At 63.0% G+C, this 18,145-nt stretch carries 16 protein-coding genes and 1 riboswitch; of the genes, 7 read left to right on the top strand and 9 right to left on the bottom strand.

What is annotated here, in order from left to right; all coding sequences use genetic code 11:
• Positions 1–96: 96 nt before the first annotated feature.
• Entirely contained in the window at positions 97–1,398 is a 1,302-nt protein-coding gene (aceA, locus tag HED64_RS10015) for an isocitrate lyase (RefSeq protein WP_132364365.1), read from the bottom strand.
• A 385-nt stretch (positions 1,399–1,783) separates the two neighbouring features.
• Positions 1,784–2,437 carry a dTMP kinase gene (locus HED64_RS10010; protein ID WP_168151865.1) on the bottom strand — a complete coding sequence of 218 codons (654 nt, stop codon included), beginning with the start codon at positions 2,435–2,437 and terminating at the stop codon, positions 1,784–1,786.
• 423 nt (positions 2,438–2,860) lie between these two features.
• Here HED64_RS10010 and HED64_RS10005 point away from each other — a divergent pair, with 423 nt between their 5' ends.
• The 3 genes from HED64_RS10005 to cycA all read left to right on the top strand — a co-directional run bounded on the left by HED64_RS10005 (position 2,861) and on the right by cycA (position 5,440).
• Positions 2,861–3,262: a DUF5956 family protein gene (locus HED64_RS10005; protein WP_168151864.1), complete on the top strand. Its 402-nt coding sequence runs from the start codon at positions 2,861–2,863 to the stop codon at positions 3,260–3,262.
• Between the two features lie 190 nt (positions 3,263–3,452).
• A riboswitch (glycine riboswitch) is annotated at positions 3,453–3,550 on the top strand.
• 160 nt (positions 3,551–3,710) lie between these two features.
• Positions 3,711–3,905 carry a hypothetical protein gene (locus tag HED64_RS10000; protein WP_168151863.1) on the top strand — a complete coding sequence of 65 codons (195 nt, stop codon included), beginning with the start codon at positions 3,711–3,713 and terminating at the stop codon, positions 3,903–3,905.
• Between the two features lie 65 nt (positions 3,906–3,970).
• Positions 3,971–5,440, top strand: a complete 1,470-nt coding sequence (gene cycA / locus HED64_RS09995; protein WP_168151862.1) for a D-serine/D-alanine/glycine transporter — start codon at positions 3,971–3,973, stop codon at positions 5,438–5,440.
• Positions 5,441–5,553: 113 nt separating this feature from the next.
• On the opposite strand, the gene HED64_RS09990 is transcribed toward cycA, so the two are convergent.
• From HED64_RS09990 to HED64_RS09980, 3 genes are all read right to left on the bottom strand, one after another.
• Entirely contained in the window at positions 5,554–5,928 is a 375-nt protein-coding gene (locus HED64_RS09990; protein ID WP_168151861.1) for a PH domain-containing protein, read from the bottom strand.
• A gap of 219 nt (positions 5,929–6,147) precedes the next feature.
• Positions 6,148–7,170, bottom strand: a complete 1,023-nt coding sequence (locus HED64_RS09985; protein ID WP_168152110.1) for an LLM class flavin-dependent oxidoreductase — start codon at positions 7,168–7,170, stop codon at positions 6,148–6,150.
• 29 nt (positions 7,171–7,199) lie between these two features.
• A complete protein-coding gene (locus HED64_RS09980) occupies positions 7,200–8,474 on the bottom strand; it encodes an MFS transporter (RefSeq protein WP_342590699.1) in 1,275 nt (424 codons plus the stop codon).
• A 104-nt stretch (positions 8,475–8,578) separates the two neighbouring features.
• Between HED64_RS09980 and HED64_RS09975 the strand changes: the two genes are divergently transcribed.
• A complete protein-coding gene (locus HED64_RS09975) occupies positions 8,579–9,892 on the top strand; it encodes an MFS transporter (protein WP_168151860.1) in 1,314 nt (437 codons plus the stop codon).
• On the top strand, positions 9,889–10,569 hold the full coding sequence (locus tag HED64_RS09970; protein ID WP_168151859.1) for a FadR/GntR family transcriptional regulator: 681 nt from the start codon (positions 9,889–9,891) through the stop codon (positions 10,567–10,569). The genes HED64_RS09975 and HED64_RS09970 overlap by 4 nt, the downstream gene beginning before the upstream one ends.
• Positions 10,570–10,631: 62 nt before the next feature.
• Here HED64_RS09970 and HED64_RS09965 read toward each other — a convergent pair whose 3' ends face one another.
• Both HED64_RS09965 and HED64_RS09960 read right to left on the bottom strand, forming a co-directional pair.
• Positions 10,632–12,089: a benzaldehyde dehydrogenase gene (locus HED64_RS09965; protein ID WP_168151858.1), complete on the bottom strand. Its 1,458-nt coding sequence runs from the start codon at positions 12,087–12,089 to the stop codon at positions 10,632–10,634.
• Positions 12,090–12,115: 26 nt separating this feature from the next.
• On the bottom strand, positions 12,116–13,216 hold the full coding sequence (locus HED64_RS09960; RefSeq protein ID WP_168151857.1) for an NAD(P)-dependent alcohol dehydrogenase: 1,101 nt from the start codon (positions 13,214–13,216) through the stop codon (positions 12,116–12,118).
• 113 nt (positions 13,217–13,329) lie between these two features.
• Between HED64_RS09960 and HED64_RS09955 the strand changes: the two genes are divergently transcribed.
• Positions 13,330–14,301, top strand: a complete 972-nt coding sequence (locus HED64_RS09955; protein WP_168151856.1) for an AraC-like ligand-binding domain-containing protein — start codon at positions 13,330–13,332, stop codon at positions 14,299–14,301.
• A gap of 122 nt (positions 14,302–14,423) precedes the next feature.
• A complete protein-coding gene (locus tag HED64_RS09950) occupies positions 14,424–15,251 on the top strand; it encodes a shikimate 5-dehydrogenase (RefSeq protein ID WP_168151855.1) in 828 nt (275 codons plus the stop codon).
• A 244-nt stretch (positions 15,252–15,495) separates the two neighbouring features.
• Here the strand turns inward: HED64_RS09950 and HED64_RS09945 are convergent, their stop codons facing one another.
• Positions 15,496–17,322 carry a calcineurin-like phosphoesterase C-terminal domain-containing protein gene (locus HED64_RS09945; protein ID WP_342590698.1) on the bottom strand — a complete coding sequence of 609 codons (1,827 nt, stop codon included), beginning with the start codon at positions 17,320–17,322 and terminating at the stop codon, positions 15,496–15,498.
• A 522-nt stretch (positions 17,323–17,844) separates the two neighbouring features.
• On the bottom strand, positions 17,845–18,105 hold the full coding sequence (locus HED64_RS09940; protein WP_168151854.1) for a hypothetical protein: 261 nt from the start codon (positions 18,103–18,105) through the stop codon (positions 17,845–17,847).
• Positions 18,106–18,145 lie beyond the last annotated feature (40 nt).

Here is an 18,145-nt window from a genome sequence, read left to right as displayed (position 1 = left end):
CCTGGCGGCAGGTGGGCCAAGGCGGAGTGGCCCGGTGGGGCCGACCGTGTTCGGTCGACCCCACCGATGCCGTGGGCGGGAAAACGCCCGGGGTGTTTAGTGGAACTGTCCGGCTTCGGTGGATCCGGCCAGGGCCAGGGTCGAGGCGTTCGGGTTCAGAACGGTGGCGATGTCGTCGAAGTAGCCGGTGCCGACCTCGCGCTGGTGCTTGGTGGCGGTGTAGCCGCGTACCTCGGAGGCGAATTCCGCTTCCTGAAGCTCGACGTAGGCGCTCATGCCGTCACGGGCGTAGCCGTGGGCCAAGTTGAACATCGAGTGGTTCAGGGCGTGGAAGCCGGCGAGGGTGATGAACTGGAAGGTGAAGCCCATGGCACCGAGTTCGCGCTGGAACTTGGCGATGGTTGCATCGTCTAGGTGCTTCTTCCAGTTGAAGGAAGGGGAGCAGTTGTAGGAGAGCATCTGGTCCGGGAAGTCGGCCTTGACTGCCTCGGCGAACTTGCGTGCCAGTTCCAGGTCCGGGGTGCCGGTCTCCATCCAGATGAGGTCGGAGTACGGTGCGTAGGCCTTGGCCCGGGCGATGCAGGGTTCGATGCCGTTGGTGACCTTGTAGAAGCCTTCGGCGGTGCGCTCGCCGGTGATAAACGGCTTGTCGCGCTCATCAACGTCCGAGGTGATCAGGGTTGCTGCCTCGGCGTCGGTGCGAGCGATGACGACGGACGGTGTGCCGGCGACGTCTGCTGCAAGGCGAGCGGCGTTCAGGGTGCGAACGTGCTGCTGGGTCGGGATCAGGACCTTGCCTCCCAAGTGACCACACTTCTTTTCGCTGGCGAGCTGATCTTCCCAGTGGACACCTGAGGCGCCCGAGGAAATCATCGACTTCATCAGCTCGTAAGCGTTTAGCGGGCCGCCGAAGCCGGCCTCTGCATCGGCCACGATCGGGACGAGCCAATCCTCGACTGTCTTGATGCCCTCGGCGTGCTCGATCTGGTCGGCGCGAAGCAGTGCGTTGTTGATGCGGCGCACCACCAGCGGTACCGAGTTGGCCGGGTAGAGCGACTGGTCCGGGTAGGTCTGACCGGCGAGGTTGGCATCTGCGGCAACCTGCCAGCCGGAAAGGTAGATGGCTCGAAGGCCGGCCTTGACCTGCTGTACAGCCTGGTTGCCGGTCAAGGCGCCCAGTGCGTTGGTGTATCCGCCGGTCGGTGCTTCCTCGGTGAGCTGCTTCCAGAGCTTCTGTGAACCTCGCTTGGCCAGCGTGTGCTCTTCCTGTACCGAGCCCTGGAGCTTCACGACGTCGGCTGCCGAGTAATCACGAGTAGTTCCGGTCCATCGCGGGTTGTTTGCCCAATCCTCTTCGATTGCTGCGATGCGGGTTTCGGTCGAATTTTGCTCGGTCATTGCCTTCTCCTTGCTGGATTGCCGGGTGCCGGGCCGGGATCGTCTTCGTGATCCCAGTAGGTTCTTCCGGCGTTCTTTCTGCGTAAGAACTACATTTCCGCACTTTTCCAGAGTCAGGTAGGGGGTAATCGAGGAAAGATTTGCACTTCTTCTCTTAATCGCAAAATGTGAGCTGCCACGCATCAAAGCGATGAAGAAGCATGGAATATGGTCTGGACTACACGGAAACGGCCGAAGAAGCACAGGATTTATCGGAAGCTACAGAATGCCCTGTTCATTGCGGCTCAAGTCGGCGTTCGGTTGGGGCTGACGAGGCAGCTCGGATGCGCAAGGGGAAGAGCGAGGATCCAGTTGAGCGGATATAGCACCGGTCGAGTCAATTGGCTCAGGACGCTCGAGAGACGACCCTGGCGATATTGGACAGTACCTGCTCAGGGTCCGCTGACCCGTCAATGATGTGCCAGCCCTTGTCCTGCGCAATTCGGAGGTACGCTTCGCGGGCGGACTCCAGATACAGCAGAGTTTCGCTGTCCTCGCCCCGCAAAATAATCCGGGCCTGGGCTAGCTCGGCCGGAAGGTCGAGCAGCACGATGGCTTCCGGACGCGGAAGTCGGGCGATGAGCCACGGTAATACGTGTCCCCGGGGCAGGCCGCGGACGGATTGCAAGACCAGCTGGCAGGCAATATGGCGGTCCATCACCGTGGTCCCATGAAAAGTCGTGGCCTTGAGATGCGCGCGCAAGACGTTAACGCACCGCACCACGGACTCAATACGATTGGCCCAGGACGGTGAAAGCGAAGTGCCGAAGCGTTCGGCCACGCGCGAGAGCCAACGGCGACCGGCAGGGTTACGGAGGAGCTGGGCCGGCGTGCCGGAAAGTTTCAAAACTTTAACCAGCGACTCTGCGGCAGTGGTCTTGCCCGCTCCGTCTATGCCCAGCAACACGATGGTCCGACGGCGCGACGAATCATCCGCAAAGGCACCGATATGCCGCGGATTCGGCAGGGTGCCGTTTCTCGTTCGTAAAGCGGTGGACATTAAGGCAAGGACTCCGTTGGTTGATTCGGTGAGATCTCTCTGTCAGTTCAACGAACAACGCGACGGATTCGATGCCAACCTAGACTGTGGATTTCCCGTGAACCTGACGGCTGGCATGGCCGGGTAGGGTTACTGCCCGCGCCTCGATAGCTGGTTGGGGCCATTCCGCCTTCATTGCTGTGAAACGCGTATCGTCCCTTGACCTGATGCTTGAGAAAGTGTTGGCGATAATCGTCGACGGCCGTGGGAACGTGCGTCTTTGTGCCGAACGGCTTTTTGGGTGCTGCATAAGTCCCACACACGCGCCGGAGACGTGGCGAGCACTTTTCATGCCTCTCGCCGTCCCCCTATCGCAGCCGGTGTGCGTCCACTAGGCTGGCCGCGCCGGGGTCAAGCGCCCCGTTCACTGGCCACGGAGGATGCATGAATGCAAACGACTGGGAATCTGTTCCCTTGGCTTACCCGCCGCTTGGTGCGGTTGAGGTACCGAACAGCGGATTCGGATTCCTCGCTATCGCTAGTCTCTTGAAACTGGGCGTGCCCAATGTTCTTTTTCGTCTCCCGCGCGAAGGCAGGGAAACGGAGGACCTGAACCTGGGTGTGGCGGCTAAAGAGATCGCTGCCTACTTGACCGACGCTGGCGTTCCCGGCCCGCCGAACCCGGCGGCGGACTGCTGGTTCATCGTCCCGCCGCCCTCGCTGCCCACGGAGGGATTCTGGGACGCTTTGAATGAAGCGGAGCCGCTTCGTCAGGCCATGCCGGGAGCCATGGGACGTCGGGAAGGCCTGCGTGCGGCGCTGCAAGTTCTCTATTCCAACAGCTAAGCAAGCCGTACAAATGCGTCATCAGCGAGCCATTGCGAGCTTTTTGTGCCAAATGTGAAGGGCTGCTTTTGGGTGCTAAAACCCAAGTCATCGGCCAGCCTATGGACTTGCGCGAAATAAAACATGCTGTGATTTGCACCACAGGGACTCGCCGCGTAAGTTATGACTGCAGACACAAACAACTTGCCGTTGACACGTGGCGGGAGAGTCCCGTTCACACCATGGACGGGCGCCGTAGGAGCAATTCCTCCCCAGGAAACTCTCAGGCCCCCGTACCGCCACGAAGAGGCAAATCTGGAAAGCAGCGCGGTTTAGCCCGCGCTCACCGAAGGAGCAAGTCCTTTTCCCTCACGGGGTAAGGATGGAAACTCTCAGGTACGTATACAGATTGGGGAGGATCCAAGAACAGTGCGGCATCTGCCGCGCGTGATTCAGGAGTTCCTCCAAGATGCTAACCACCCACGCCACTGCCCGGTTGCCCTTCGGCGCGCCCGCTGGCCAAACTCCGGATCCCGCTGTGCTGGATCCGGAGTTTGGCCCGCGCACCGCCGCTAGGCATTCCTGCAAGCGCACCGGCTCGGGAATGGTTGCCTCGGAGAACCACGCGGAGGACTCGATTCGGAGCCTCGCATCCACACGGTGATTCCCACTAGGGAGTCGTCCATGGCACGCCACCGAAGCACCAGCACCCATTTGGAAGGCAACAGCATGAGCAATACCACTTCCGCGCCCCACCTCGAGCGTGGGCTATCCAACAGGCACATCCAACTGATCGCGCTCGGCGGGGCCATTGGCACCGGATTGTTCATGGGCTCCGGCAAGACCATTTCGGTCGCTGGTCCCTCGGTCATTTTCGTATACATGATCATTGGTTTCATGCTCTTCTTCGTGATGCGCGCCATGGGTGAAGTGCTCCTGAGCAACACGAACTACAAGAGCTTTTCCGACTTCGCCGGAGACCTCCTGGGTCCGTGGGCTGCCTTCTTCACGGGTTGGACCTACTGGTTCTGCTGGATCGTCACCGGAATCGCCGACGTGGTGGCCATCGCCCACTACGTAGCTTTCTGGTGGGCGGATCTGGCCTTGTGGATCCCGGCCGTCGCCTGCATCCTGCTGCTCTTGGCACTAAACTTGCCGAGCGTGAAGAACTTCGGTGAAACCGAATTCTGGTTCGCACTCATCAAGATCATTGCGATTGGCGCGCTGATTGTTGTCGGTCTGGTCATGATCATCACCGGTTTCGAGAACAACGGCGCCACCGCTTCCTTCGCGAACCTTTGGAACGATGGCGGGATGTTCCCGACCGGCTTCATGGGCTTTGTTGCAGGCTTCCAGATCGCCGTGTTCGCCTTTGTGGGTATCGAGCTGGTCGGCACCACCGCCGCCGAGACCAAGGATCCGGAGAAGACGCTGCCTCGTGCCATCAACTCCATCCCGATCCGCATCCTCTTCTTCTACGTCGGTGCCCTGATCATCCTGATGGCGGTCCAGCCATGGAACCTGTTCAGCGCCGACGAATCCCCGTTTGTGGGCATGTTCGCCCTCGCTGGCCTGGCCGGAGCGGCAGGCGTGGTCAACTTCGTGGTGCTCACCTCGGCAACCTCCAGTGCCAACTCCGGCATCTACTCGACCTCCCGCATGATCCACGGACTGGCAGAGGAAGGCGACGCTCCCAAGGCGTTCAGCAAGCTCTCGCGGACCAAGGTTCCGAAGAACGCGCTGCTCTTCTCCTGCATGTTCCTGCTCGCCGGCGTGGCGCTGCTCTACGCGGAGGGCTCCGTGGCCGAGGCCTTCACCCTGGTCACCACGATCTCGGCATTGTGCTTCATGTTCGTCTGGTCGATCATCTTGATCAGCTACATCGTCTTCCGCCGTCGTCGCCCGCAGCTGCATGCTGAGAGTAAATTCAAGATGCCTGGCGGGGCGTTCATGCCCTACGTGGTGCTGGCCTTCTTCGGCTTCATCATCTGGGCACTAACCACCCAGGCCGACACACTGATGGCGCTGATCTTCACCCCGATCTGGTTCGTTGCCCTGGGAATCGGCTACCTGATGCTGCGCCGTAACCCTGCGCACGAAAGGCTGCGCAGCGCCCACGAGGCAAAGGTCGCCTCCGAACGCCAGAGCGCCGCGGCGTTCAACGCCGGCCTTGACCTCCGTGAGATGGTCTCGAAGTAACAAGCAGGGCAGAGCAAAACCGCTTCACACACTACAACGGCGGGGCCACCCCAGCAGGGGCGACCCCGCCGTTGTCTTGCGGCTAGGGGGCTGACTCGTCGGTCAATAACCGACTACAGGACGTGGGAAGCGATGAGCTGGGAGAGTGCCCGCACATCAACCTTGCCCTTAAACTCGAGGCGGACCTTGCCCAGGGAACTGAACCACAAATCCAGCTCGGCATCGAGGTCAAAAGTGCCTGCGGTCTCCACGGAAAACGCCTGGACCTTGGAATAGGGCAGCGACGTGTAGTCGCGCTTTTTGCCCGTGAGGCCCTGAATGTTCACCGCTATGAGCCGTTTGTTGGTGAAGACCACGTAGTCGCGCGCACCCTTGAAGGCGGCGAGCAGCTCCTCGCCCTGAACAAAGAGGGGAGTGATTTCGCCCGCCACATCGCCGGGATTGCACGGGCTGAGCTTAAACACTGAGGCATTGTTAAAATCGATCATGCCCCGACCCTACCCAGTGGCAGGGAAGGTTGGGGGAGGACCGCGGTGTACCAGAGCCGCGCCGAGTCGAGAGTGAGGTCTCGCTGCACAAAGCTCATGGGTGAGGCGATGAAAATGCCAGTCATGAGCCAGCGGCAATCGAGGTGCCAAGCGCGCTTTTGGCCCCCAGCGTGCTTGGCTACGACAATCAGCTCGTGGAGATGGAGGCCGTGGCCCCCATTAGCGCCAGCCGAGCCCCGGTGCCACATGCGTCAGAATCGAGGAAATGACGTGAGTGTTGTACTCGACGCCGAGCTGGTTGGGCACGGTGAGCAGTAGGGTGTCCGCCGCAGCGATCGCCTCGTCCTGCGCCAACTTCTCAATCAGCTCATCCGGGGCGCCAGCGTAAGACTTACCAAAGACCGCGCGCGTTGTTGGATCGATGTTGCCCACCGAATCCGAGCTGTGCCGGTCGCGGCCGAAGTATTGCCAGTCGCGCTCTTCCGTCAGGGCAAAAATGCTGCGACTGACCGAGACCCGCGGTTCCCGCTGGTGCCCGGCCTCCTTCCAAGCCTCCCGGTAGAGAGCGATCTGCTCGGCCTGCTGGACATGGAAGGGCTTGCCGCTCTCGTCGTCCTTGAGCGTGGAGCTCTGCAGATTCATGCCCAGTTTTGCTGCCCACACCGCGGTGGCATTGGATCCCGAACCCCACCAGATGCGCTCGAGTAGACCTGGCGAATGTGGCTCCACGCGCAGTAATCCCGGCGGGTTAGGGAACATCGGGTTGGGGCTCGGTTCCGCGAAGCCCTCGCCGGTGAGCACCTGGAGTAGGCGTTCGGTATGCCGCCGGCCCATGTCTGCGTCCGACTCACCCGCGGCCGGGGAGAAGCCGAAGTGACGCCACCCATCGATGACCTGTTCGGGTGAACCACGGCTGATGCCCAGCTGCAGTCGGCCGCCGGAGATGAGGTCTGCGGCGCCGGCATCCTCCGCCATGTACAGCGGGTTCTCGTAGCGCATGTCGATGACGCCGGTGCCGATCTCGATGCGGCTGGTCTTCGCCCCGATCGCGGCGAGCAGCGGGAATGGGGAGGCGTGCTGCTGGGCGAAGTGGTGGACGCGGAAATGGGCGCCGTCCGCCCCGAGCTCCTCCGCCGCAACCGCGAGATCGATGGCTTGGAGCAACGCGTCCGACGCGCTGCGCGTGCCAGACTGCGGGTGGTCGGTCCAATGACCGAATGATAGGAATCCGATGTTCTTCACAATGGAGGCCAACACCGCGTTGGCGATTCCTATTCCGGACGGATCCGCGGCCCCGTCGGCCGTTCGGCGAGCCGCGCCGCCAAGAGGCCGCCGATGGAGAAGGCGAGCGTCGCCGCAAGCACCAGGGCTAGCGGCATGGTCCAGGAACCGGTGGCGCCATTGAGCCATCCGGCCAGCGGTGGGGCGCAGGTCGCGGCAAGATAACCGCCGGTTTGGATGCGGGCCGACGCGCTGGCGGTGTCGGCGTTATTGTGTGCGACGCGCGGGATGATTGAGAAGATGGCGGTGAACCCGCCACCCTGGGCCACTCCGCCGATGATGGCCCAGAGCACAAAGGCCTCGGGAGCGGCAAGTAGCCCGATCGGAAGCGCCACCCAGAACATGGCGATGACCGCCGTGGCAATCCAGAGTTTGGTACGCGAGGCCAGCAGTGGCACGCCAAACGCACCGATGACCGCGGCGATTTGGAACAGTGAGGACGCCGCGCCCGACGCTGCGGCGTCCAGTCCCCGAGTGTCGGCCAGGAGCAGCGGCAACCAAGCGGTGGTGGCGAAGTAGGCGGCGGACTGACCGCAAAAGGCCAGCACCAGCAGGGAGACAACACGTCGAAAACGTCTAGTTTCGGCGGTGCGGGCGAGCTGTGCGGTCGAGGCACCGGGTCCGTTGTGGGCACCTGGAGTGGCGGATTGCTGGAGCAAGGTGGTGTCGGGCGTATCCGCGCGGTCCTTGCGTAGCAGCCAGTAGAGCAGCCCCGCGGCCGTGACCACACCCCAGGCCGCGATCGCCCAGCGCCAGCCCAGTACTGCGGCCAGCGGCGCGGTGCCCAACAACGTGGCCATCGAACCGATGTTCATGGTGGCCGAGTACAGACCCGTGGCGGCGGAGATCCGTTTGAAGGGCACATCGCGGCGGATTAATACCGGAACCGCGATGTTCCCCAGGGTCATCGCCGCACCGATCACCATGGTTCCGGCCAGCACCACCGAGGCGGGTCCCAGCGAGCGGATGATGGTTCCGGCCAGCACTCCTGCTAGACAGAGAACGATGGTGCCTTCCGGGCCAAAGCGGCGGATGCTCCGTGTAGCCAGCGGTGTCATCAGCGCAAAGAGCAGGACCGGTAATCCGGTCAGCAGACCCGCGCCGACGGCGCTGAGTCCGGTTTCGGCCTGGATGTCGGTGATCACCGCGGTGGGCGCGATGATCGGAGCGCGCAGGCTCAACGCCACAATCACGATCCCGACGATGACCCAGGGCAAGGTTGAGCGCGTGGCTGGGTGGCGGTGCGTGGTGGGCTCCTTCTGCACTGTGGTCCTGAATTCAGCCTATCCGAGCCCGTGCCGGTGCTGCGGACTCGTGTGGGGAGACACGAAATTCGCCGTAACAAACATCAGACGTCTAATGTTTAAATATGAACTCCGAGACCACTCAGCAGCCGCCCCACCCGTCGCAGGCGGTCGAGGATGTTGCAAACGAATTAGTAGAAGTTGAAGCGGCAGTCGGGGCACCGGGAGCCAGAGTGCAGCCCGAGACGCGAAATCGCTGGGCAACAGGTGCCTTAGCGGTTGCCGCGGTGGTGCTGGTGGGACTGAACCTGCGCGCCGGAATCGCTTCGGCGGCGCCGCTGTTCCATGACTTGGAGAACCTGCTCGGCTACGGGACGCTCGTGGCCGCACTGCTGCCCACCATCCCGGTCCTGTGCTTCGCCTTCGCCGGAGCGGGAACCGCCTGGCTGGTGAAGCACACGGGTCTTGAACGCGCGATTGCGCTCGCTCTGCTGCTGCTCACTCTGGGCCTGGGCGTGCGCGCCTTTGAATCCACCTGGCTGTTGTTGGCCGGCACCGTCTTCGGCATGTCGGGCCTGGCCATCTGCAACGTGGCCATGCCCTCGTTCATTCGGGAACACCACGCGCGGCGCACCGCGGCCATGACCGCCACCTACACCGTCACGATGTCGGTGGGCGCGACCACCGCCGCGGCACTGAGCGTGCCGATCGCCGCGCAGCTCGGCTCGCCAACGCTCGGCTTAGCGGCCTGGGCCATCCCGGCGGGAATCGCACTGCTGGTCATCGTGCCGCTGGCCCTGCGCGGAAGCCGCGTCGCTGGCCCCACGGCGCCACATATCTCCCCATGGCCCATGCTTGGCACCCGCAAGGGCCTGCTGTTCACCTCTGTTTTCGGGGTGCAGGCGCTGCTGGTGTACACACTATTGAGCTGGTTGCCGCACATCCTCATCTCGCGCGGGCTTGATCCGGCCACGGCCGGCTTCATGCTCGGTCTGGTGCAGGCCGTCAGCATCCCCACCGTGGTGTTATTGCTGTGGATGGCCTCGAAGCCGCGGCTCCTGCGACCGGCCTTCATACTGACCTGTGCGTGCTCGCTCGCCGGGTTTAGCGCCCTGCTGGTACTTCCGGTGACACTCTCGATCGTGCCCGCGGTGCTGATCGGCCTGGGATTCGGGATTTTCCCCTTGGTGATGCTGATGATCAGCCGTAGCGGCGAGAGCGCCGCGGAAACCACCGCGCTATCCACTCTGGCGCAGTCCGTCGGCTACCTCATCGCAGCCACCGGGCCGTTCGGGCTCGGCTTGTTGCAGGGCGTTCTGGGTTCCTGGAGCGTCCCGCTGGTGATCCTTATCGGGTTCTCTGCGCTGCAGTTCGTTCTGGGTTACCGGCTCGGTGGCAGCGGGCGCAAAGCGAACGCCCCGGCGCAGGTGCGCTCATGAGCACCCCGGTGGTGCGGCCCCCGCTGGCCGACGAGGTTGTCGCTAGGCTGCGCGACGCCGTCACCTCGGGCCGCTGGGGAGTGGGGGAGAAGATCCCCTCCGAACCCGAGCTGGTCGCAGAATACAAAGTTTCTCGTGGGACCCTGCGCGAGGCGGTCAAGGCGCTTGCCCATGCCGGTTTGTTCGAGGTCCTGCGCGGGGACGGAACCTATGTGCGGGCTACCAGTGAGATCAGCGGCACCGCCCAGCGGGTTTATCGCGAGCACTTAGATGAAGACGTACTCCAGGTGCGCTTCGCCCTTGATACTCAGGCAGCGCGGCTCGCTGCCGGCTCGGCGGACACCGCGGTGATCGCCGAGCTGCGGGTGTTACTTGAAAAACGACGCGAAAGCTGGGTATCGGGTGATTACGAAGCGTGGTCGGCGGCCGACTGGGAATTCCACCTATTGGTGGCGCAGGCCTCGGGTAATTCACTGTTGCATGAACTCTATGAAAGCTTCGGGGATGTCTTCCACGGGACCAAGATGGTCCAGCGGCTGGAAGCAGGCTTTGACGGGGCCCTGGCCACCGGTCATGAGGAACTACTTGACGCGATCGAGGCGGGCGACGGCGAGGCCGCGGTGCATACAGTGATCGCCAACCTCGACTACTGCATGGGGTGGATGCCGGCGAAATAGCAGTGCCAGCGGCGGTGCGTGGGGCACAATGTGCCGCCGTTCACCGCCGCCGGCGTTGATTGCTAGAAGGGATAAACCGGGATCTGGGGGCTGATGGTGATCCATTGGGTTTCGGTGAAAGCCTCGATATTGGCGCCCGGACCGCCGAGCCTCGAACCGGTACCGGAGGCACCGACACCACCGAAGGGCGCGTTGGCCTCGTCCGCGACGGTCATCTCATTAATATGGATCTTGCCCGAGTGGATCCGGTCGGCTATTTTCATGGCCTCTCCCACGTCTCCAATGATGGAGACCGAGAGCCCATACTCGGAGGCGTTGGCGAGCTCGATGGCCTCTTCGATGGTGGCGACCTTCAGTACCGGGGCGACGGGACCGAAGATCTCCTGGATCCAGGCGGACATGTCCGCGGTGAGGTCGCAGAGCACGGTGGGCCGGTAGAACTGCCCCTCGTGTGTCCCGCCGGCGGCCAAGGTGGCACCTGCCCCGACGGTGCTCTCAACGATGGATCGGATGCCCTCGAGCTGGCGTGAATCGATGATCGGGCCCAGGTGCACTGGGCCGGCGGAAGGGTCTCCGACCACGAGGGCCTCGGCGCGTTCGGATAGTTTCCGGACGTACTCGTCGTGAAGGTCCGCGTGGACGATGTGGCGGCCGGTACTCATGCAGATCTGGCCCTGGTGGAAGAAGGAACCCATTGCGCCGACCCCGGCCGCAAGGTCCAGGTCTGCGCCGGGGAGCACGATCAGGACGTTATTGCCGCCGAGCTCCAGATGCGTGCGCTTTAGGTGCCTTGCCCCAGCCTCGCCAACGTGGCGGCCGGCGGCAGTGGAACCGGTGAAGGACACCACTCGCACCTCGGGCGCCTCAACGGTGGCGGCGCCGACATCTCCGCCGCCGGGCAGGTACTGCAGCACGCCGGCAGGCAGCCCGGCCTCCTCGAAGATCCGTGCGATGAGCGCTCCGCCCACCACGGAGGTGCGAGGGTCGGGCTTGAGCAACACCGCGTTGCCCAGGGCGAGCGCTGGGGCGACCGAACGCATGGCCAGCAACAGTGGGAAATTGAAGGGCGCGATCACGGAGACCACGCCGGCGGGAACCCGGCGGGAGATGGACCAGTGTGGGGCGTCAGAGGGCAGATATTCGCCGTGCGGGTGGGTGGGAAGCGCGGAGGCCTCGAAGCACTCGTTGGCTGAGTAGTAGACCTCCATAGCGGCCTTGTCGGGGATTGATCCCGTTTCCGTCACGACCCAGTTGATCAGCTCCTCGGCGTGGGCCTGGAGCAGGTCACCGGCCTTGCGGAGCACCGCTGCCCGCTCGGTGGGTTTGACCGCGGCCCACAGCTTCTGGGCCGATGCCGCCCGCTTGGCGGCATCGTGAACGTCATCGGGTGTGGAGAAGCCAATGCTGGCGATGGTTTCGCCCGTCGAAGGGTTGCTTACCTCCTGGGTTCCGCCGCGGCCCTCGCGCCACTGGTTGGAGTAGATCTTGCCGGTCCAGATTGATTTCTCGAGCACAGACATGGTGTTCCTTTCGGGTCGGTGGGGTTTCAGAAGACGAGGATTGGTTTGATGACGTCGCCGGATGCCGAGGCATCGAAGGCGTCGTTGATCTGCGAAAACGGGAAGGTCTTGGTCAGTTTCTCCAGCGGGAACTTCCCCAGCTTCCACAGCGCGATTAATTGGGGGATGAACACCTGCGGGACGGAGTCGCCTTCGATGATGGTGCGGAAATGCCACCCTTTCAACAGGGAACCGCCGACCTCGAAGGAAACTTCCGTGCCGGGGGCAGGGGCGCCGACCAGGGCGACAGTGCCCCCGATGCCCAGGATGTCGGCCGCCTGGCGGAGCACTGCCGGGATGCCGGTGGTGTCCAGCGTGTAGTCCATGCCCCGTTCCCCGGTGATGCGGGCGATTTCCGCGGCCACATCGGTGGTGCGGCTGTTGATGGTGTGGGTGGCGCCCAGCTCCTTCGCCGTGGCCAGGCGTGCGTCGATGATGTCGACGGCAACGATGGTGGTTGCACCAACGGCCGCGGCCGCCATGAGCGCGGCGGATCCCACGGCACCGGTGCCGAAGACAGCGATGGAGGAGCCCGCGCGGACCTCGAGGGAGTTGATGACGGCCCCGGCGCCGGTCTGGAGCCCGCAGCCCAGCGGACCCAGCAGTTCAAGGGGAAGATCGTTCTCGACCTTCACCACGCTGCGCACCGCGACATTGACGTGGGTCGCGAAGGATGACTGGCCGAAGAAGTGGGAGGAGACAGCCGTCCCGTGGTCGGAGAGCGCCGTGGATCCGTCGGTGCGGGTTCCGGCGAAGTTGCGGCCGAAGAAATCGATGCAGTAGGCCGGGCGCCCAGTCAAGCATTGTTCGCAGATTGCGCAGGAGCTCGCCGAGAGCACCACGGAGTCCCCGGGGCGCACGGAGGTGACCATGGAACCGACTGCTTCGACCACCCCGGAGCCTTCGTGACCGAGCACCGCCGGCAACGGCGTGGGATAGACCTGGTCGCGCACGATGGCATCGGTGTGGCAAACACCCGTCGCCACCAATTTGACCCGTACCTCGTCGGGACGCAGGTCATCGAGCTCGAGTTCGCGAAGTTCGAAGGGAGCACTTGGGGCGGTGGCGACGGCGGCGGTGATTTTCATGGACGGACTCCTAGATGCGTGTCTGCGGTGTGGAATGCCTTCGGGATCCGAAAGGTCCGTGGGCGATGAGCTTTGTATACTGTGACACAGGACATACTGGACGCGGTTGTCGAATGGCGACATCGCAATTGTCCATCCACGCCAACGCGGCCATTGGAGAGCAGGTACTGAAGATGAGCGCTGGAACGGTGGCAGAGGACTGGCACCACGACATGGCATCGAGGTTTGTGGGGCTTGAGGTCGAAGCTGTCGGGGGCTCCAGCGAGCTGGCCAGAGGGAGCGTCTCGTCCACCGACCTCGGTGGCGTGAAGATCTTCGGCATCTCGGGTTCGCCCCAGCGGCTGGTGCGCACCGCGGCCACGGCCCGCCGCTTGCCCGCAGAGTCCCTCAAGGTGTGTGCCGTGCACCGAGGCCGCGGTGTTATCGAGCAATCCGGCCGCGAGGTGGTGGTTGGGCCCGGTGAATTCACCGTGTACGACACCTCGTTGCCGTATCGAATCACGTGGCCGGACTCGTTTGAGTGCGATGTCATGACGGCGCCCGCTGCGGCCACCGGCGTTCAGGTTGCCTCGCTCACCGGTGTTGACGCTCGGACGTGGTCCACTCGAACGGGAACCGGAGCGATGTTGTTGAGGTTCATGAAGGACTGCGCCGCCATGCCGGCTCCAAGCGCCGTGGCGCGGGAACACCTGGGCTCAGCCGGGGTTTCCCTGCTCACCGGAGTGCTGCTCAGCGATTTTGAGCCGGTGGCCGAGGACGCCGGGGAGCTCTTCCACCGGCAGGTCGAGGCGTATGTCGCTCGTTTCCTCCGCGACCCCCGACTGGACCTTGCCGCTATCGCCACGGCGCATCGGGTCTCCGTGCGCACGCTTCAGCGAACGTTCGCCGGCACCGGCAGGGGCCTGAGCGGGCTCATTCGTCTCCGACGCCTCGAGGCCGTTCGCCGGGACCTGATTGACCCCCGTCTTGCACATCTCACGATCGCCGAGATCGCTGCAGCGTGGTGCCTGCACGACGCCCAATGGCTCGCCAAGGCGTTCAAGGCGGAATTCGACGTGTCTCCCTCGGAGTTCCGCCGATCCTGATCTGTCAGTCGGCTGAACCGACTCCGTCATTGGCGACGCGGAGGCCAGCAGGTCATGCCCGGCGTCGCTTTTTCTGGACGTCCAGAAATTTGGCTCCGTAACCTCCGGAATAGACTGGGAGCATGCCGATTCTGAACAAGGACACGACCCTTTGCATTTCGTTATCAGCCCGACCCAGTAACAACGGGACGCGGTTCCATAACCACCTTTACGACCAGCTGGGGCTGAACTGGATCTACAAGGCCTTCGCCCCCGCCGACCTGACGCAGGCCATCGCCGGGGTCCGCGGTCTGGGTATTCGCGGCGCGGCCGTTTCGATGCCGTACAAGGAAGCGGTCATTGCTCTGGTTGACATGCTTGCACCTTCGGCGGCCGCCATCGACTCGGTGAACACCATCGTTAATGACGGTGGAGTCCTCACCGCCCACAACACCGACTATTCGGCAGTGCTTAATCTGCTCAAAAGTCACCAGGTTTCCCCCACTCTTCGCACCGTGGTGCGGGGCGCCGGGGGCATGGCCAAGGCGGTAGTGGCCGCGCTGCGCGATGCTGGTTTCCGCGACGTGGTGGTGGTGGCCCGCAATGAAGAAGCAGGCCGTAGCTTGGCCGAGACCTATGGGTACGCATGGGCGCCGGAGGCCCAGGACGGGGCCGAACTCTTGGTGAACGTCACGCCCATCGGCATGGCAGGCGGTGCCGAAGCTCAGCAACTGTCGTTCACGCTCGAGCAGGTGGCCGCGGCCCAAATGGTGTTTGATGTTGTGGCGCTGCCGGCCGAGACACCCTTGATCGGTGCCGCGCGCAGCGCCGGTAAACAGGTCATCACGGGGGCCGATGTGGCTACGTTGCAGGCCGCCGAGCAATTTGTTCTTTACACCGGCATCACCCCAACCGACGAGCAAATCCAAGCCGCCCGCGACTTTATGCTGGAGGGCGCACCCTCGGTTTAACCTAACGGTCCGCCCATTACGGGTGCCGCACCGCGTGAAGAAGCCGCCGGGTTTGTGGACCGAATATGTCCGATACACCCCGGGCCAAACACCCCCATGTCGGTGAGCTGTCTTTGGTTTTAGCGCTCTCGACTTTTGCCGCGAGTGTGAGAGGCGGGCAGCCGGAACGTTAAACGACGGTGGTGCGCCGCGGCCGAAAGGCTGCGACGCACCACCGATGCGTTGGAACGTGTGGAGCGCGGTATTACTCGGTGACCTCGAAGCTCAGGGTCTGAGTAAATTCGCGGCCGTGCACGTCGGTCGCGGTGACCTCTGCGGTGTGCGCGCCAACGGCAAGCTCGGAGGGCAGTTCCAGGCGCCACAGGTGCATGGTGCGGTCCGCGAGGCTGCCGCCATTAACCAGCTGCTCTTGTGCGGCGACCGGGTCGGAGAACTCGGCGCCGGAGAGTTGGGCCTCGCCTTCCATCGCCTGCGTGCGTGTGGCTTCGGTGCTAGGAGCGCCGTCGATGCTGATGTTGACGGTGGAACCGGTGGAACCCATCCAGAAGTTGGTGGTCAACCACGTTTTATTGCTCAGATCCGACTTCGGAACGGTCAGCGGGTTCTCAAAGGCGGGAGCCTTGCCCTTGTTAGCGAGGTTCGCGTCGAACCATGCGCGGTAGGCAGGAGTGTTCAGCCCGAGGGCCATCTGCACCGAGTCATCTTCGCCACGAACCGTGAAGCGCTCAACCACATCGGTGTTCTTGATGTCTAGGGTCAGCACACCCGGACGTCCGCCGTCTCGCTGCAGGGCCAGCGGGTAACCGTTCTCACCCTCCCGTCCGGAGAACCAGTCACCGGAGATTGCGCCGGCGGTGATGTGAGTGAAGGGCAACCCATCAACGCCGAAGGCCTCATTCCATCCGGCAGTCTTGTCGCCTTCACGGAGGTTTTCGAGGCTGTGGGTGTGTCCGCCCAGAGCCACGACCTCGCGGCCTTCTAACATCTTGTAGATTTCGGCGACCTGAGCAACTTGGTGCTTGGGATTTGACTGGTCCGCGTAATCCAGCAGCGGGATGTGTGCGGCGATCACAATGACCTTGTTCTTGGGCACCTGAGCGATATCGTTGCGCAGCCACTGAAGCTGCTGCTCATCGAGGGCTCCGGTGTAGTCACCGTGAGCGGCGGGCTGCTTCGTTGGATATTCGACGGTGTTCAGCGCAACCACGTGGGCCTTGCCTGCATCAAAGGAGTAGTACTCCGGACCGAGGTTGGCCTTGAAGGTGTCGAACGCATGCTCACTGGTGGTCGCGTCGTAATCCAGATCGTGGTTTCCGGGCAAGAAGCGTGCCGGGCCGTTTAGAACGTTGGTTAGCTCGCGTGTCTGCGGGTACAAGGAAAGATCGTCGCCGACCACGTCCCCAATAAACAGTGCCCCGCAGCCCTCGTAGTCGGTGCGCTGGGCCAGATCGGCGAAGGCACCATGGCGGGCGTATTCGACCTCGTCCTGGTCGTAGGTCTGAACGTCGCCGCCGATGAGGCAGTGCTGCTCAGTGGACTTGGTCAGCTTGCTCTTGGCCAAGGGGAAGTTCACGGCCTGAGGCAGGGCACCGGTCGGGTCCAGACCGCCGAATTTCAGTTCCGGGGAACCTTCGGAAAGGTGGTGGTAGGAGAACTGGGCGACGTTGTTGTGATCAACGGGGACCTGGTAGCCGCGCGGCTGGGTGACAAAAACGCTCATGTTATCGAAGGCTGGCAGCTCGTAGCGACCCTGTGAATCTGTGGTGGTGACCTCACGGCCGTTGGACACACTCACGCTCTTGAGGCCAGGTTCGTTGGTGTCCTGTGTGGAGTTCTTGTTCTCATCTTCGAAGACGATGCCATCGATGAGCTGCTCGCCGGTGATTCCTGTCGATTTTACGACGTCGACGGTGCCGCGGTAGGCGTCTGCATCCCAGTTGCTGGGAGCTGGGTCGGCACTGGCGGCGGGGGAGAGCAAGGCGACTGCGGTCAGCATGCTGGCTAGGGTGGCGGCTGTGACGGCGATCGGTCGGGCTTGGCGTTTTTTGGACGAATGGGCAAACGACTGCACGATGTACCTCCGGGTTTGAGTGAAACCTGCCAACTAATAGGTCGACCCAACAAACGTTCCAAGCGCAGATGAATGGGGAACCCGGATCGAGATCCGGGGAGGAGGCATGCAGGTGAAGAATTGCCGACCTATGGTGCGAGGTTCAAGCGCTGCGTTAGGGGATGCAAGGTAGTGGTAGCAAGCGACCCGCCCGGGCGCTTCGAGGCGGCCCAGCGCTGACACAACGAGGGGGAGTCCCGTAGCTTCGGGGCTCGCGGCCCTAGTGATTGGAGTCTGGCTGGTGGAGCGCCTGCACGATGGACGCCAGCGCACTGAGCAATCCGCACCAGATGGTATTTATGTCAAGGTATGAGCCTCGTTGAGCCTTGTAGGTTCAGTCATCGATTGACCCAATGGGTTGGCGCTTCCTGAACTGTTGGGAACGTGATCGGCGAAGGGCCAGAAGCCACGTGGGTAGCCTCCAGCCCTTCGCCGATCCTTCGCACCATGTGAATCGATTGACGTGGATTCCGTGCGGAATCCTCAGCGTCCAAAGATTTTGCGCATGAAAAGCCGCAGTCCGCCGTGCGAACCCAAATGGCCTTCGAGCTCCCAGGGGTCGGCGGCAGCGTCGGATAGACGGCCATCTTCGCCGTATAGGAGATGCTTGGTACCGGGCCCGGGGATCTGAGCACCGGCCAGATGCGGAAGCCCGAGGCTTGACGCTGAACCATGCAGGGCGCTGGGCCCCATTTTCGAAGTCTTGCTCGCCGAGTTATTCGGGTGGCGGATGGTTTTCTTCATATTGATCACTGGGTCCTCTGTCCGTATCTCAATTCTAGAT

This window comes from Paeniglutamicibacter terrestris (assembly GCF_012271785.1).
GTDB classification, from domain to species: Bacteria; Actinomycetota; Actinomycetes; order Actinomycetales; family Micrococcaceae; genus Paeniglutamicibacter; species Paeniglutamicibacter terrestris.
Note: the sequence above shows the minus strand (reverse complement) of the source record. Positions and strands in the feature narration are given on the sequence as shown.